The organism is Achromobacter sp. 1L-A-4-B-C2, assembly GCF_057291955.1.
The window spans coordinates 518,614-533,464 of sequence record NZ_JBXAWP010000004.1; the positions used below are offsets into that span (position 1 = coordinate 518,614).

15 protein-coding genes are annotated in these 14,851 nt (G+C 63.7%); 4 read left to right on the plus strand and 11 right to left on the minus strand.

Translation table 11 applies throughout. The features are described 5' to 3' along the window. Positions 1-24: 24 nt before the first annotated feature. Both AC0Z35_RS20875 and AC0Z35_RS20880 read right to left on the minus strand, forming a co-directional pair. On the minus strand, positions 25-654 hold the full coding sequence (locus AC0Z35_RS20875) for an SCO family protein (RefSeq protein WP_185975343.1): 630 nt from the start codon (positions 652-654) through the stop codon (positions 25-27). 35 nt (positions 655-689) lie between these two features. Then, positions 690-1,496 (minus strand): SURF1 family protein, encoded by an 807-nt coding sequence (locus AC0Z35_RS20880; protein WP_120153457.1) that lies wholly within the window; start codon positions 1,494-1,496, stop codon positions 690-692. Positions 1,497-1,532: 36 nt separating this feature from the next. On the opposite strand from AC0Z35_RS20880, the gene AC0Z35_RS20885 reads away from it, so the two are divergent. Then, a complete protein-coding gene (locus AC0Z35_RS20885) occupies positions 1,533-1,733 on the plus strand; it encodes a twin transmembrane helix small protein (RefSeq protein ID WP_006216871.1) in 201 nt (66 codons plus the stop codon). 113 nt (positions 1,734-1,846) lie between these two features. Here AC0Z35_RS20885 and AC0Z35_RS20890 read toward each other — a convergent pair whose 3' ends face one another. The 5 genes from AC0Z35_RS20890 to coxB all read right to left on the minus strand — a co-directional run bounded on the left by AC0Z35_RS20890 (position 1,847) and on the right by coxB (position 6,018). Continuing rightward, a complete protein-coding gene (locus tag AC0Z35_RS20890; protein WP_219991545.1) occupies positions 1,847-2,722 on the minus strand; it encodes a cytochrome c oxidase subunit 3 in 876 nt (291 codons plus the stop codon). 36 nt (positions 2,723-2,758) lie between these two features. Continuing rightward, positions 2,759-2,983, minus strand: a complete 225-nt coding sequence (locus AC0Z35_RS20895; RefSeq protein WP_006216869.1) for a DUF2970 domain-containing protein — start codon at positions 2,981-2,983, stop codon at positions 2,759-2,761. An 8-nt stretch (positions 2,984-2,991) separates the two neighbouring features. Then, positions 2,992-3,117, minus strand: a complete 126-nt coding sequence (locus AC0Z35_RS20900) for a cytochrome oxidase small assembly protein (protein ID WP_046805294.1) — start codon at positions 3,115-3,117, stop codon at positions 2,992-2,994. A 30-nt stretch (positions 3,118-3,147) separates the two neighbouring features. Then, on the minus strand, positions 3,148-4,755 hold the full coding sequence (gene ctaD / locus AC0Z35_RS20905; RefSeq protein WP_104144718.1) for a cytochrome c oxidase subunit I: 1,608 nt from the start codon (positions 4,753-4,755) through the stop codon (positions 3,148-3,150). A 105-nt stretch (positions 4,756-4,860) separates the two neighbouring features. Next, the gene (gene coxB / locus AC0Z35_RS20910; RefSeq protein WP_104144717.1) at positions 4,861-6,018 is read right to left on the minus strand and encodes a cytochrome c oxidase subunit II; all 1,158 of its coding nucleotides are present in this window, start codon (positions 6,016-6,018) and stop codon (positions 4,861-4,863) included. A 300-nt stretch (positions 6,019-6,318) separates the two neighbouring features. On the opposite strand from coxB, the gene AC0Z35_RS20915 reads away from it, so the two are divergent. Next, on the plus strand, positions 6,319-7,125 hold the full coding sequence (locus AC0Z35_RS20915; protein ID WP_485132632.1) for an NUDIX hydrolase: 807 nt from the start codon (positions 6,319-6,321) through the stop codon (positions 7,123-7,125). 6 nt (positions 7,126-7,131) lie between these two features. Here the strand turns inward: AC0Z35_RS20915 and AC0Z35_RS20920 are convergent, their stop codons facing one another. Then, the gene (locus AC0Z35_RS20920; RefSeq protein WP_485132633.1) at positions 7,132-9,807 is read right to left on the minus strand and encodes a cation:proton antiporter; all 2,676 of its coding nucleotides are present in this window, start codon (positions 9,805-9,807) and stop codon (positions 7,132-7,134) included. A 234-nt stretch (positions 9,808-10,041) separates the two neighbouring features. Between AC0Z35_RS20920 and AC0Z35_RS20925 the strand changes: the two genes are divergently transcribed. Next, positions 10,042-10,833, plus strand: coding sequence for a phosphodiesterase (locus AC0Z35_RS20925; protein ID WP_485132634.1), 792 nt, complete (start codon positions 10,042-10,044; stop codon positions 10,831-10,833). Positions 10,834-11,143: 310 nt separating this feature from the next. Here the strand turns inward: AC0Z35_RS20925 and rpoH are convergent, their stop codons facing one another. From rpoH to fghA, 3 genes are all read right to left on the minus strand, one after another. After that, positions 11,144-12,064, minus strand: a complete 921-nt coding sequence (gene rpoH, locus AC0Z35_RS20930; protein WP_370512728.1) for an RNA polymerase sigma factor RpoH — start codon at positions 12,062-12,064, stop codon at positions 11,144-11,146. A gap of 116 nt (positions 12,065-12,180) precedes the next feature. Then, positions 12,181-12,870 carry a hypothetical protein gene (locus AC0Z35_RS20935; RefSeq protein WP_046805287.1) on the minus strand — a complete coding sequence of 230 codons (690 nt, stop codon included), beginning with the start codon at positions 12,868-12,870 and terminating at the stop codon, positions 12,181-12,183. Positions 12,871-12,966: 96 nt separating this feature from the next. Next, entirely contained in the window at positions 12,967-13,833 is an 867-nt protein-coding gene (gene fghA, locus AC0Z35_RS20940) for an S-formylglutathione hydrolase (protein WP_485132635.1), read from the minus strand. A 230-nt stretch (positions 13,834-14,063) separates the two neighbouring features. Here fghA and AC0Z35_RS20945 point away from each other — a divergent pair, with 230 nt between their 5' ends. Beyond that, entirely contained in the window at positions 14,064-14,822 is a 759-nt protein-coding gene (locus AC0Z35_RS20945) for a hypothetical protein (protein ID WP_104144712.1), read from the plus strand. Positions 14,823-14,851: the final 29 nt, after the last annotated feature.

Consider the following 14,851-nt stretch of genomic DNA (forward strand, 5'->3'; position numbering starts at 1 on the left):
CCCGCGCCCCTCGGGGGAAATCCGTCAACCGATGCGCGAGTTATAGACGAGCTTGCTGATGTCCTTGCGCACTTTGACGCCATCGGCATCGGCAGGGTACTGCATCATCAGGTTGCCCAGCGGGTCGATTACCCACATGGGGTCCTGCAACGGCGGCTGTCCGGCTGCGCTATCGCGGGCCAGCAGGTAGCGGGCAAGCTGGTCCGGATTCACGCGCAGCATGACCGTGCCTTGATAGGCTTCCAGTACCTTTTCGGGCACGGGGGCATCGTCGGTGATGAACCAGACGCGCGCCAGGCGGTCCACGTTCTTGCCCTGACTGGCATGCGTGTTGCGCGTGATGTAGAGCTTGCGCGCGCAGCTTTCGGGGCAGGCGGCGCCGTCGGCGGCCACCAGCAGCCATTTGCCCTTGAGGCTTTGCAGGTCGAAGGGCTTGCCGTCCAGGGTGGTCAGCTTCAGGTCGGCGGCGGCGGGCATGGGCCGCTGGGGCGAGACCAGCGTGCCGTAGTTGCTGGAATCCGATGGCCACCACTGCGGGTTCATGTAGACGACGAAGGCGGCCACGATGGGCGCCAGCGAACACAGGAACACCAGCACCATGGGCATCAACGAGCGCTTGCGCGCGGGCGGACGGGATGAAATGTCGCGAGCCACTTTATATCCTGGAAAAGTCTTTCATTGACGCGCGCTCAAGGCTTTGGACCTTGTCCCGCGCGCTGGCGCATGCGCTTGATGGCGCCCCCCAGCACCACCAGCCATGCGATGGCGGCAATCGAAGCAAACGCAAACCACTGCACGGCGTAAGACGTGTTTTTCTGAAAGTCCACCGGCGGCTGCGGCCAGTCGCGCACCAGGCCGTCGGCACTGTTCTGGCCGGGCTGGCCGGTCTGGGTCAGCACGACAGGCAGCAGGTTCAGCCCCGTTGCGCGGGCATAGGCGTCCAGCGGCAAGTTCTGGACCTGCGGCAACCTGCCGCCCGCGACGGGCCACGTGGCGGGCAGGGCGGATTGGTCCTGCCCACCCAGCGACCACAATTCGAACATGCGCGGCACGCGTTCGGCCATTTCGCCGGTGATGGTCTGCGGGCCTTGCGGCGTGGCGGGCAGCGCGGGTTCGCCCTGGCCCGGCATGACGCGGGGCAACCAGCCGCGCAGCACCAGCACGGCCTGGCGCGACGAGGCATCCAGCAACAGCGGCGTGGCCAGCCAGTAGCCCGGCCGCCCTTCGTGGTTGCGATTGTCCAGCAGTACACTGAATTGCGGCAGCCACGCGCCCGTAGCCTGCGCCACGCGCCACGGCGTCAGGTCATCGGACGGGGTAGCGGGCGTGAGCATCACCGGCGCTTGCTTGCGGCCCGCTTCGATAGCGGCCAGAATGGCGCGTCGCTCATCGCTGCGACGCAACTGCCACTGCCCGAGCGACGCCAGAATCACCACGGCAACGCCAAGCAGAATCAAGGCGGCTATGGTGTTGCGGGTTGAATGCGGTCGGGCCATGTATCGTTGCTAACTCTGTTTTGTCCGGAGACCACCATGCGCGTTTTCGTCGTACTGGCCTTCATCGGAATTCTGGCCAGTCTGGCATCCGCCCTGGTCTATCTGATGCGGGACAAAGGGTCCACCAGCCGCACCGTCAATGCGCTGACCGTGCGCATCGGGCTATCGGTTGCCCTGTTTCTGTTTGTGCTGTTCGCCCACCACATGGGCTGGATCGAGAGCACGGGCCTGCGCTGACGCGCCGGCCCCGGCGTGCGGCAAGCCTGAAAAGGAATCGGGCGCCGCGCGTTAATCGACAGGGTTATCGCCCTGGAGTTCCCGCGCGGCGCCCAACTTGCGGCGCCGCCAGCCTAGAACCAGTACACAAACAGGTACAGGCCCAGCCACACCACGTCCACAAAGTGCCAGTACCACGCGGCGCCTTCAAAGCCGAAGTGATGATCGGCGGTGAAGTGCCCGCGCATCAAGCGCACCAGGATCACCGTCAGCATGGTGGCGCCCAGGATCACGTGGAATCCGTGGAAACCGGTCAGCATGTAGAACAGCGAACCGTACGCGCCCGAATTGAATTTCAGGTTCAGTTCGGTATAGGCGTGATGGTATTCGGCGGCCTGACAGGCCACGAAGACAAAGCCCAGGATGACCGTGGCGGCCAGCCAGAACATCGTCTTGCCACGATGGTTTTCGCGCAGCGCGTGGTGCGCGATGGTCAGCGTGACGCCCGAGGAAAGCAGCAGCGCGGTGTTGATCGTGGGCAGCCAGAACGGGCCTACCGTCTGGAACTCTTCGACTACGCCGGCCGGCCCGAAGTTGGGCCATGCGGCCTTGAAGTCGGGCCAAAGCATCAGGCGGTGATCGATGTCGCCCAGCCACGGCGTGGTGATGGTGCGGGTGTACCAGAGGGCACCGAAGAACGCCGCGAAGAACATCACTTCCGAGAAAATGAACCAGCTCATGCCCCAGCGGTACGAACCGTCGATGCGCTTGCTGTTCAGGCCGGCTTCGGATTCCTGGATGGCGTCGCCGAACCAGTAATACAGCACCACGATCAAACCGATAAAGCCCGCCAGCACGGACCATTTTGCCCAGCTGACCCCGTTGATCCAGCCCGCGGCGCCCAGCCCCATGAACAGCAGCGCCACCGCCGTACGCACGGGATGCCCCGAGTCGGCGGGCACAAAGTAGTACGGTGCCTCTTTACCTTGAACCGAGTGGCTTGCACTCATGGCTTTCTCCCTGGTACAGATTTAGATTTAAGTGATTCAAGTCAGGCTGGAAACGGCCCAACGCACAATTAATACCAGCACAGTCACGAAGATTGCCGCCGCCAGCAGCCCAGCCAGAATCACGTGCACCGGGTTCAGCTTGGCGCTGTCTTCCCGGTAGCCCGCGCCCTTGCGTACGCCAAAGAACCCCCACGCCACCGCCTTCATCGTCTGAAGGAAACTGAGCTTGCGGCGTGAGGTTTCGTGCAGGTCGTCGCTCATAAAGGGGCCTAACCGACCGCGTTGCCCGTCAGCAGCGCCGAACCGCGAAACACGGTCCAGCCGAACACGGCAATGACGAAGGCCACGAGGACCCATCCTGCAATCTTGTTACGGCGGCGCTGCTCGGGAGTCATTGCTGTGCTACCTGGATCGTGGAAGACGGTTTACTTCACTTCGGGCGGAATTTCGAAGGTGTGGAACGGGGCGGGCGAAGGCACCGTCCATTCCAGCCCTTCGGCGCCTTCCCACGGCTTGGCGGCCGCCGGTTCACCCTTGCCCATGTAGCAACGAATGATCGCCCACAGGAAGATCAGCTGCGACAGGCCGAACCAGAACGCGCCGATGGTGGCCATCTGGTGGAAGGTCGTGAATTGCGCGGCGTAGTCGGCGTAGCGACGCGGCATGCCGGCCAGCCCCAGGAAGTGCATGGGGAAGAAAGTCACGTTGAAGGAAATCAGCGTGGACCAGAAGTGCAGCTTGCCCAGCTTTTCGCTGTACATGCGGCCCGTCCACTTCGGCACCCAGTAGTAAGCGCCCGCGAACAGCGCGAACAGCGAACCGGCCACCAGCACGTAGTGGAAGTGCGCCACCACGTAATAGGTGTCGTGCACCTGGATGTCGATGGGCGCCACCGACAGGATCAGGCCGGTAAAGCCGCCCATGGTGAACACGAAGATGAAGCCGATCGAGAACAGCATCGGCGTTTCGAACGTCATGGAGCCGCGCCACATGGTGGCGACCCAGTTGAACACCTTCACCCCGGTGGGGATGGAGATGAGCATGGTGGCGTACATGAAGTAAAGCTGGCCGGTGACCGGCATGCCCGTCGTGAACATGTGGTGGGCCCACACGATGAACGACAGCACGGCAATGGACGCGGTGGCGTACACCATCGAGGCGTAGCCGAACAGCTTCTTGCGGGCGAACGCGGGCACGATGGCCGACACGATACCGAACGCCGGCAAGATCATGATGTAGACCTCGGGGTGCCCGAAGAACCAGAACACGTGCTGGTACAGAACCGGGTCGCCACCGGCGGCGGCGTTAAAGAAGCCCGTGCCGAAGTGGCGGTCGGTCAGCACCATGGTGATGGCGGCGGCCAGCACCGGCATCACGGCCAGCAGCAGGAACGCGGTGATCAGCCAGGTCCAGCAGAACAGCGGCATCTTCATCAGCGTGAGGCCGGGGGCGCGCATGTTCAGGATGGTCACGATGATGTTGATCGCGCCCATGATCGAGGACGCGCCCATCAAGTGCATCGCAAAAATGCCCAGGTCCATGCCCGGACCCATCTGCAACGACAGCGGTGCGTACAGCGTCCAGCCGGCGGCGGTGGCGCCACCCGGCACGAAGAACGACGCCGTCAGCATGATGGCTGCCACCGGCAGCAACCAGAAGCTGAAGTTGTTCATGCGCGCGAACGCCATGTCGGATGCGCCGATCTGCATCGGGATCATCCAGTTCGCAAAGCCCACGAAGGCCGGCATGATGGCGCCGAACACCATGATGATGCCGTGCATGGTGGTGAACTGGTTGAACAGTTCGGGGCGGAAGAATTGCAGACCCGGCTCGAACAATTCGGTACGCAGCAGCAAGGCTAGCGTGCCGCCTTCCAGCAACATGGCAAACGAGAAGATGAGATACATCGTCCCGATGTCTTTATGGTTCGTGGCGAAAAGCCAGCGACGCCAACCCGAAGGCATGGCGTGGTGGTGGTCATCGTGACCGTGGCCGTGGCCCGGCGACACGTGGTCTACAGTGACGCTGCTCATGATGGACTCCTTCCTGCTGAGTGCCGGCCCCGATCCACGGGACCGGCAGGGTATCTCTAACTAAACGGAACCGGTTCTATCGGTGTAGGGCGCAGGGCTGCGCGATCAACGCGCGGCCGCAACGTCCTTCGGTAGAACCGTCGGGTCCTGCCCCTTGCCTGCATTGCTCCAGGCATGGCGTGTATAGCTGATGACCGCTGCGATCTCGACATCATTGAGCTGCCCGCCAAATGCCGCCATCGCGGTGCCGGGCTTGCCCTTGAGCACGGTGTTGATCTGGCCCGCCTTGGGGCCTAGAACAACCTTGTCTCCGTCGAGTGCCGGGAAGCTGCCCGGGATGCCCTTGCCGTTGGCCTGGTGACAGGCCACGCAATTCGCGGCGAAGACTTTTTCGCCACGGGCAACCAGTTCGGTTTCCGTCCACTCTTTATTAGGATCGTCGGCGTTTGCCGCCATTTTCTTCTTTTGGTCTTCAACCCACTTATCGTAGTCCGCTTGCGCCAGGACTTCGACAACGATGGGCATGAAGGCGTGGTCCTTGCCGCACAGTTCGGCGCACTGGCCCCGGTAGATGCCCGGGGTATCGGCACGGAACCAGGCGTCGCGCAGGAAGCCGGGGATGGCGTCCTGCTTGACGCCGAAGTCGGGAATCATCCACGAGTGGATCACGTCGGCCGCGGTCAGCACGACCCGGACCTTTTTGTCCACCGGCACCACCATGTGGTTGTCCACTTCCATGAGATAGAACTCGCCCTTGGGCTCGCGGTTCTCGATCTGCGCGCGGGGCGTGGACAGCGTGGACAGGAACTTGACGCCGGCGGCAGAGCCGTCGAGGTACTCGTAGCCCCACTTCCATTGATAGCCGGTGACCTTGATGGTGAGGTCGGCGCTTGAGGTGTCCTTCATAGCCACGACCGTCTTGGTCGCCGGCAGCGCCATGGCGATGACGATGATGAAGGGGATGACCGTCCAGGCCACTTCCACGCCCAGATGCTCGTGGAAAGTCGCCGCCTTGTGCCCGCGAGATTTGCGGTGCGCCCAGATGGAATAGAACATCACCCCGAACACACCGATGAAGATCACGATACAGATCGTGAGCAGCATCCAATGCAGCCACATGATGTCGCGTGATATTGCGGTCACGCCTTCATGCAGGTTCAGCTGATTGACCTTCGGGCCGCCGGGCATGTCTTGCACCTGAGCACCGGCCACGCTGCCAATCAGCATCGCACAAGCCCCCAGTATCCCTCTCCACTTCTTCATGCTTACCTCGAAACACGGCGCGAGGGCCCTTGTCGCCTAGTGGCACGAGTGTCACTTCAACAGGACTACGCGCAATTATTAGATGGCAGGGTTAAGCAGGGAGATAGAGCGGCCCCCGCGTTCCCACTCGAAATCACAAAGAAACTGGCGGATTATAGCGGACACGCAAATAGATGTAAGACAAGGCTCTTGAATAAAAGGGGCCTGCCCCCATCTGCGCTCGCCCCGCGTTCGACCCTTGACGCGCGCCGCAAACCGTGTGGCATAAAATCGTCGCCACCCTCATCACAACACGCCAAGATGCCCAAGCAGTTGTCCGATCTGTATGCCGACCTGTGCGCCCGCGCGCAGCAACCCGCCCCCGACGGCGCGCACGTTTTATATGTGGCGGGCCGGCGCTGCGGCTGGGCCACGCATGCGGCGTGCGACGCCCTGCGCGACGCCCCCGGCGTCGTCTGCGACGAGGCCGCGCTGCACATCGGCGCGCACCTGAAACCGGGCGCGGAGTTGAACGCCGTGCTGGAAAACACCGCGCAACTGTTGCGCCAAGCCAACTGCTTGCGCGGCTGGCGCGATGAACTGCTGGACGTGATGGACGGCAACGAACCCGTCGGCGTGATCGAACGGGCGGCGGTGCGCCCGCTGGGCCTGCTGACGCACGCGGTGCACCTTAGTGCCTGGACGCCGGACGGCCGCATGTGGGTGGCGCGACGCGCGTTAAGCAAGTCCACCGATCCCGGTATGTGGGACACCTTGGTCGGCGGGCTGGCCGGTAGCGGCGAAGACCTGGAGCTGGCGCTGGTGCGCGAATGCGGCGAGGAAGCCGGGCTGGACCCGCACCATCTGGCTCGGCGCACGCCGCTACGCACCATCCTGCGCATTCACCGCCGGTTGCCCGAGGGCTATCAGGTGGAGGACGTGCTGACCAGCACCTGCGTGCTGGCCGCCGATGCCCGCCCCGCCAACCGGGACGGCGAAGTGATGGAGATCGCCACGCTGGATGTGGCCACCGTGCTGCGCCAGATCGAAGAAGGCGAGTTCACGCTGGAGGCGGCGCTGGTGATTGTCGAAGACATCATGCAACGCCGCGCCGCCGGCCAGATCTGACCTGACTTAGCGGGACGCGGCCCCGGGGGCATCGGCCGCGGGCTCGGCGGGCAGGCGCATGTCGGTCTGGTCGGCCGGGTCGTCCTGGCGGGATTCGCGCGCGGCGCCGGCCGCCTCGGCCGCTTCTGCCGCCTGCGCCGGGCTGGGCGCCGAAGCGGGCGCGGGCGAAGGCGTGGCCGCCGCCTGGGACGCCTGCGAGAACTGCTTCCACACCTCGATGGCGCGCAGCCGCTGCTTGGCCACCACCTGGATTCGCTCGCGCAGATGCTCATCGCGCGCCAACAGGGCGTGGAAGTCGCGCGATGTCAGCATCAGCAGCTTGCTGTAGCCCAGCGATGTGACTTCCGGCGTGATCTGCTGTTCGCCCAGCAGCCCAAGTTCGCCAAAGAACTCGCCGCTGCCCAGTTCGATCATGGTGTTGTCGGGCAGGTGCACCGCCACGGCGCCCGACGCCACGAAGCACATTTCCTCGCCGTGCCGGCCCTTGGTCAGCACCCGCTGGTCAGGCAGCGCCAGACGCGGCTTGAGCAACTTGCTGATGGCACGCAGCGAATCCGGCGACAGGCCCTCGAACAGCGGCACGCGCTTGATGAGTTCGGCCGCGCTCATTTCAATATCCAGCGGCGGGTGCGTGTCGATGTGCGCCCAGCGGCTTTTCAACTGCGCCATCAGATCCGCGTAGACCTCGCCGCTGATCAGGAACTGCTCAAGCATGTCGCGGTAGCGGATGCGTTCAAGTTCGCGCGCGACGCGGCCCAGATAGCTTTCCTGCAACCATTGCGCGTACGACGGATATTGCAGGTTCAATGCCTGCAGGGCGCTTTCGACCAGGTCAAGGCGGCGCTGGTGCAGCACCACGATGCGCTGGGTGGCGTCTTCGCCCAACAGGGGCGTGATTTGCTCGCGGGCAAACACGATCAGCCGCTGCGCCACCGAACGCTTGCTCATCAAGTTGGCAAACCGTTGGCCCAGTTCACGTGCCAACCAGCCCTGGAAGCCGAACAGATAGTGCATCCGCAAGGCCAGTCGGAAGCCGGTGGAATAGCGCACGTCCTGCACGATGGCGCGCTCGAAGCCGGGCACACCGCCCAGCCGGATGGCGTCTTCCAGCCGCTCGGCCCGTGCCAGCAGCGTTTCCGCCATGCGCCAATCCACGATCTGCGCTTTCAGGATGTCGAAGAACATTTCCTCTTCGCGCTGCGCCACGATGGCCAGGCCCACGGCGACGCGCTGCTCGTCGCTCATCTGGCTGACCTGGCCGTCGTGCACGCTGGTCAGGCTGGCGTCGAACACGGCGCGGATGCGGTCGCGCACTTCCGTGCCGATGTGCTCGGTCTTGGCGACTTCTTCCGTCTTGCCTTGCAGGTCTTCCAGGGCCACGGCCAGCGCCTGGTTGCGGATGGTGCGTTCCACGGACGACAGCTGGTTCAGCCCCAGCATGCGTATCAGCGGCCGCAGGCTGATGCCGTTGATGAACAGCGTCAGCAGCACATAACTGGTAGTGGCCACCGCGATGAACTGGCGCGCCTCTTCCGCCACGCCGGTCTGCTCGGTCACGGCCAGGGCCAGCGCCAGCGACACGGCGCCGCGCAGCCCGCCCCACAACATCACCACTTTGTAGGGGTTGCTGACCTTGGTGCCCAGCCGCGTCAGCCCCAGCAGCGGCAACAGGCCGAACACGACAATGGCGCGCGCCACCAGGGTGGCGACGAACACCACGGCCACCAGCACCAGTTCCTGCCAATCGGCAGCCGCCATCAGCTTGGGGATGAGCATGGCCGCGAACAGGAAAATCAGGGAGTTTGCCCAGAAGCCGAACTGTTCCCAGGCGCTGGACAGGTATTCGAAGGTGGTGGGCGACATGCGCGTGCGGCCGGTGGAACCCACGACCAACCCCGCGATCACGGTCGCGACCACGCCCGAGACGTTCAGATAGTGTTCCGAAATGAAGAAGGACAGGTAGGCCAGCGTCAGCGTCAACGTGATTTCGGCCGTGGGAAAGCCGCGCAACCAGGCAAACAGGAAGCAGGCCAGCCGCCCCATCGCAAAGCCGGCGATGCCGCCCCCGATGAAGTGCACGATGAAGTCGTTGAAGATGCCGCTGACGGTGAGCTCACCGTGACCGCCTAGAACGGCCAGCAACACGGAATACAGGGCGATGGACGCGGCATCGTTGAACAGGCTTTCGCCTTCGACCAGCGTCGTCAGGCGCTTGGGCGCGCCCACCTCGCGGAAAATGCCGACCACGGCAACCGGATCGGTCGTGGCCACGATGGCGCCAAGCAGCAGGCATACCACCAGGCCGTAGGACGAGATCGCGTCCAGGGTCACGCCCACCACCACGGTACAAACCACGACGGCCACAATGGCCATCATCAGGATGGGCCCGATGTCGTCCATCAACCGGCGCACGTTCATGGACAGCGCGGTTTCGAACAGCAGCACCGGCAGGAACACCATCAGGAAGGTTTCGGACGAAATCTCGAAGCGTTCCAGCGAATCCAGGAAGTCGGCGATCCAGCTGGGCGCCCAGCCGTGCACATGGATCACAATCCCCAGCAAGCAACCGACGATAGCCAACAGCACCGAGTAGGGCAGCTTGAGGCGGCCCGCCAACGGCGGCATGAAGCAAACCAGAGTGAGCAGTCCGGCCAGGCCGAACACAAGAAAACCTACATCCATGAATAGCGCCGAGTCGCGAACGGTGAAAAGTTTCACAAGAATAGCGGCATTTTTGGCGGACGCCGGGCAGGAAACCGTAGGTATCGTAGAGAATGCACGTTTCGTTACCCGGCGTGCGAAGGCAGAAACGCGTCGCGCCATGTTTTTTGGGTAATGTTCAAACGTGCAAAACCCCGACAGGAGCGGCACTTGCCACGCGTCCATTCTTTGGCCCGGCGTCACGACGCGCCCGCCATGCTTGTCCAATTGACCGACAGCCATTTGTTCGGCGAGCCCGATACATCGATGCTGGGCGTCAATACCGACGCGAGCCTGCGCGCCGTGCTGCGGCAGATCGACGCCGACGGCAAGCGCCCCGACCTGTTGCTGGCCACGGGCGACCTGTCCCAGGACGGCGAGGCGGCAGCCTATCGGCGGTTTGCGGCAATTCTGGGCCAGGCAAGCGTGCTGGCCGGTGCGCAGATCCGTTGCCTGCCGGGCAATCACGACCAGCCCGCCGTGATGCGGCAGGAACTGGCGCATTGGTCTACGCCGGTCACCGACGTGGGCGCCTGGCGCGTGGTCACGCTGGACACCACCGTGCCCGGCTCCAATGCCGGGCATCTGCCGGACAGCCAGCTGGACATGCTGGAAGCCGCGCTTGCCGAGGCGCCCGGCCGTCATACCTTGATCGCCATGCATCACAACCCGATGCAGATGGACAGCCACTGGCACGACTCGATGATGATCGACAACCCGCAGGTGCTATTCAAGCGCCTGACCCGCTGGCCGCAGGCGCGCGTGCTGTTGTGGGGCCACGTGCATCACGAATTCGATCGTCGCCGCCACAACCTTCGCATGCTGGCCACGCCGTCGACCTGCTTTCAATTCAGCATCCGCGACGGCAAGCACGTGGTGGACAACCTGGCGCCGGGTTATCGCTGGATCAAGCTTTATCAGGATGGATCGATGGCCACCGGCGTGCGTCGCGTGCAGAACGCGCTGTGGCATACGGCGCTGGCAGCGGACAACGCGCAGGCCGCATAAAAATCGGGGCACCAGATATACGAATATATGTGGTGCCCCGCAAGCATCCGTCTCATAGGGGAGGGGAAAGAGGAGAAGCCGAGACGGATGGCAAGACTGCTAACCAAAGTTCGCGGTCTACATGAAGTTAGTCGGCGCACTCTTTATTAAGTTTCTGAAGATCCCGAAATTCGCCGGCTAATTTGTATCAAGTTATTTATTAGTCCAGACGCCAGGCGACATCGTGGCGGCATCGGCGGAAGCATCGGTGCCAGCGCTGCAAAAAGCAAAGGGCCGCGCAAGCGGCCCTTCGTATGCAGCACCCGACGGATCAGGCAGCCAGGTTGCCGCGCATCTTCTTTAGCGCGGCGGCTTCGATCTGGCGAATGCGTTCGGCGGATACGCCGAACTCTTGTGCCAGTTCGTGCAGCGTGGCGCCGCCGTCGTCTTGCAGCCAGCGGGCTTCGACGATGCGGCGCGAGCGGGCGTCCAGCGCCTCAAGTGCGCTGTTCAGCCCGGTGCTTTGCAGTTCGTCGCGCGCCGCGCGTTCCAGCACCCGCGTGGGTTCCTGGCGGCCATCGTCGGACAGGTAGGCGATGGGCGCGTAGCTGTCGTCATCGTCGTCCTGGTTTTCCAGCGACATTTCGCGGCCCGACAGGCGCACTTCCATTTCGCTGACGTCTTCGCGGCGCACGTTCAATTCGCGCGCGATGTGGTCGACCTGGTCGGGGTCCAGCGTCTGGCCATCGGGACGCATGCTGCGCAGGTTGAAGAACAGCTTGCGCTGCGCCTTGGTCGTGGCGACCTTGACCAAGCGCCAGTTGCGGATGATGTATTCGTGGATTTCGGCCTTGATCCAGTGCACGGCAAACGACACCAGCCGCACACCGCGCTCGGGGTCGAAACGCTTAACGGCCTTCATCAGGCCAACGTTGCCTTCCTGGATCAGGTCGGCATGCGGCAAACCGTAGCCCAGGTATTGGCGCGCCACTGACACCACCAGGCGCAGGTGCGACAGAATCAGTTCACGCGCAGCGCCCAGGTCTTCCTGGTCGCGCAGGCGACGGCCCAGCTCGGTTTCACGCTCGGCCGACAAAACCGGCAAGCGGTTGACCGAAGAAATATAAGCGTCGATCGTGCCAAGTGCGCCCGGATTGGCAATGGCCAACGCCAGAGCGTTGCCGGAAGCGGCCAACGAGGTACTGGGTTGTTTCATAGCGGGGGTCTCCGGAAAGCGAAGGGGTAACGACATGGATTCGATGTTAGCACTCTAGTAAAGGGAGTGCTAATTCGACTATTGCGACGCATCAAAGTTTCCATATTTTGATGCGGCCCTGTTTTTCCCAAAGCAGGGCGGCAGGGCGGGTGCTACCAGCCCAGGCGTTTCAAGCCCTCGGCGGTGGCCTCGCCGTCCGGGCGGATGAACAAGGCGCCGCGTGGGTCCATGAACACCTGGTACTTCGCGCCGTCGAACAGGGGCATATATGCGCCGCTTCCGAATTGGACATCCACAAACGGGAACCAGTTCGGAAAACTTTTCTTCAGCGACCCTAAATCAGGCGCGGGCCAGTCGTCCAAGGCGTGGACAGAGCGCGTGGCCGAAGCCTCGCGGGCCGCGTCGCTGTACCTGCCCGACAAGCGTTCCAGGCGATACAGCGGCGGCACGCCCGCCATCAACGCCGGCAGGCGCCAGCGCACGACGCGGGCATCGATCTGCCACTGATCTCCATATAGAACGTACTGCTTGGGGCCCACGCCCGGCGCGTCGGTGGTGACTTGGAACTGCCCCTCGGCCTGCTGCCGGACTTCAACGCGGGCCACGGATTCGTCAGCGGTCAGCCTGAAAAACTGCACCAGCGACAGGGCCAGCAGCCCGGACACACAACCCAGCAGCACCAGCATCAAGCCGAACAGCCGGCGCACCGGCCGGAACTGGAAGATCTTGCGGCCGCGCTCGTCGCGGGGTCCGCCCCGCCCAAGCAGCATGACAAGGCCGGGCAGCAGGACGACGACGGCGCCTAGCAAAATCCAGACAAAAGGGGCGAGGCCGTTGATCAAATGACGAGTTCCTATGGGACGCCGAGGGTTTCAGCCCGACGCGCCCAGGACGCCACGAGCCCGCCGCGGCAGGCATTTCAGTATAAAAGCGTGGCTTTATGCCGCCGGTTTTCCAAGGCGTTCGACGTGAAACCGGATGTGATCCTCGATGAACGTCGAGATGAAGTAATAGCCGTGGTCGTAGCCCGGTTGGCGACGCAGCGTCAGGGGCTGGTCGGCCGCTGCGCAGGCGGCTTCGAATACCTCGGGATACAACTGATCGCCCAGGAATTGGTCGGATTCCCCCTGATCGATCAGGATGCCGGCGGGAAAGGGCTGCTTCAAGCCGCGCATCAGGACCGATGCATCGTAGGCGGCCCAATCCGTTTCGTTGCCGCCCAGGTAGGCCCCGAATGCCTTCTTGCCCCAGGGGCACAGGCTGGGCGCCGCAATCGGCGCAAACGCCGACACCGAGCGGAACTTGCCCGGGTTGCGCAGCGCCAGCACGAGCGCGCCATGGCCGCCCATGGAGTGGCCGAAGATGCCGGTGCGCGACGCGTCGCCAGGCAGGGTGTCGCCGGTGACGATGGCGTGCAGCTCGTCAGTCACGTAGCTGTACATGCGATAGTGGTCGCGCCAGGCGGGCGTTACCGCGTCGACATAGAAACCGGCGCCCGTGCCCAGGTCCCAGCTTTCTTCTTCGCCGGGCACGTTGGCGCCGCGCGGGCTGGTGTCGGGCGCGACCAGCATGACGCCAAGCTCGGCCGCCAGCCGCTGCGCGCCCGCCTTGATCATGAACGTTTCTTCCGTGCAGGTCAGGCCCGCCAGATAGATCAGCACCGGCACGGGGCCGGCATCGGCTTGCGGCGGAACGAAGACCGAAAAGCGCATCGGCAGGCCGATCTGCGTGGACTCGTGGCGGTAGTACCGCTGCGTACCGCCAAAACAGCGATGCTGGGAAATGAGCTCCAGGGCCACGGGCATGGACGTTCTCCGGTCGGGGGATGAAAAATTCGTCGACGGGTTAGGGTATATCCACGGTACGACGTTCCGTCGCCGAATGTTAACCTGCTGTGCATACAGGCCGGACGACAAAAAAACCCGAATCCGTGCCCATATTGTGATCACGGGACTTGACCAGCGCCCACCGTGGCACTATTTATATACCGTGAGCGAAGACAACCCGTTCTTCCAGATACGCAAGCCCTGACACTATGGCCCGTCTGCCCCGTCTGTACGCCCCTGGGCTGCCCCAACTGGTGCAGGCCAATTTCATTTCGCCGTTGGCGGCGCCGTCTCAACCCGCCCCCGCCGATATCCTGAACCAACTGGCCACCTGGCTGGGCGAATCTGCTCAACGTCATCGGGTATCGGTCCACGGCTGGTTGCTGGCCAATGACCGCATCCTGCTGCTGGCCACCCCTGCTGACGAAGAAGGGCTGCCCCGCTTGATGCAGACGCTGGGCCGCAACCTGGCGGCGCGCCTGCGTGGCGGCCGGGTCTTCGCGGGGCGCTACCGGTCCGCGCTGCTTGAACCGGGTGCGTGGGTGCTGCCGGCGCTGGTCTGGCTGGAAACGTATCCCGTGCGCAGCGGGGCATCGCAAGATCCGGATTCCTGGCCCTGGTCGTCCGCGTCCAGCCATACGGGCAACACCAATGCCGCGCCGGCGCAGTGGCAATCGGATCACGCTGACTACTGGGCTTGCGGCAACACGCCGTTCGACCGCCAGGCCAATTACCGCAAACGCTTGCAAGACGGCCTGTCGCGCGAAGAATCGCAGCGCATCGACCAGGCCGTCTCCGGCCAGTGGGCATTGGGTGGCCCCAGCTTCATCGCCAGCCTGGCGCATACCGCCAGCCGGCGAGTGGCCCCGGGCCAGCGCGGTCGGCCGCGCAAGAAACCCGCGACAACGACGGAGTCGGATACGCCGCCCCCGCCCCCGCCGCCCGGTACTGGGCAAAGTTCTTCCTGATAAACGAACCCGCCGCAATCGGCGGGTTT

Coding starts and splice junctions, on each gene's coding strand:
- AC0Z35_RS20915 (WP_485132632.1), top strand. CDS start 6,319: ATGCCCAAGCAGTTGTCCGATCTGTATGCCGACCTGTGCGCCCGCGCG.
- AC0Z35_RS20925 (WP_485132634.1), top strand. CDS start 10,042: ATGCTTGTCCAATTGACCGACAGCCATTTGTTCGGCGAGCCCGATACA.
- AC0Z35_RS20920 (WP_485132633.1), bottom strand. CDS start 9,807: ATGGATGTAGGTTTTCTTGTGTTCGGCCTGGCCGGACTGCTCACTCTG.
- fghA (WP_485132635.1), bottom strand. CDS start 13,833: ATGCCCGTGGCCCTGGAGCTCATTTCCCAGCATCGCTGTTTTGGCGGT.
- AC0Z35_RS20900 (WP_046805294.1), bottom strand. CDS start 3,117: ATGACTCCCGAGCAGCGCCGCCGTAACAAGATTGCAGGATGGGTCCTC.
- ctaD (WP_104144718.1), bottom strand. CDS start 4,755: ATGAGCAGCGTCACTGTAGACCACGTGTCGCCGGGCCACGGCCACGGT.
- AC0Z35_RS20945 (WP_104144712.1), top strand. CDS start 14,064: ATGGCCCGTCTGCCCCGTCTGTACGCCCCTGGGCTGCCCCAACTGGTG.
- AC0Z35_RS20880 (WP_120153457.1), bottom strand. CDS start 1,496: ATGGCCCGACCGCATTCAACCCGCAACACCATAGCCGCCTTGATTCTG.
- coxB (WP_104144717.1), bottom strand. CDS start 6,018: ATGAAGAAGTGGAGAGGGATACTGGGGGCTTGTGCGATGCTGATTGGC.
- AC0Z35_RS20885 (WP_006216871.1), top strand. CDS start 1,533: ATGCGCGTTTTCGTCGTACTGGCCTTCATCGGAATTCTGGCCAGTCTG.
- AC0Z35_RS20890 (WP_219991545.1), bottom strand. CDS start 2,722: ATGAGTGCAAGCCACTCGGTTCAAGGTAAAGAGGCACCGTACTACTTT.
- rpoH (WP_370512728.1), bottom strand. CDS start 12,064: ATGTCGTTACCCCTTCGCTTTCCGGAGACCCCCGCTATGAAACAACCC.
- AC0Z35_RS20895 (WP_006216869.1), bottom strand. CDS start 2,983: ATGAGCGACGACCTGCACGAAACCTCACGCCGCAAGCTCAGTTTCCTT.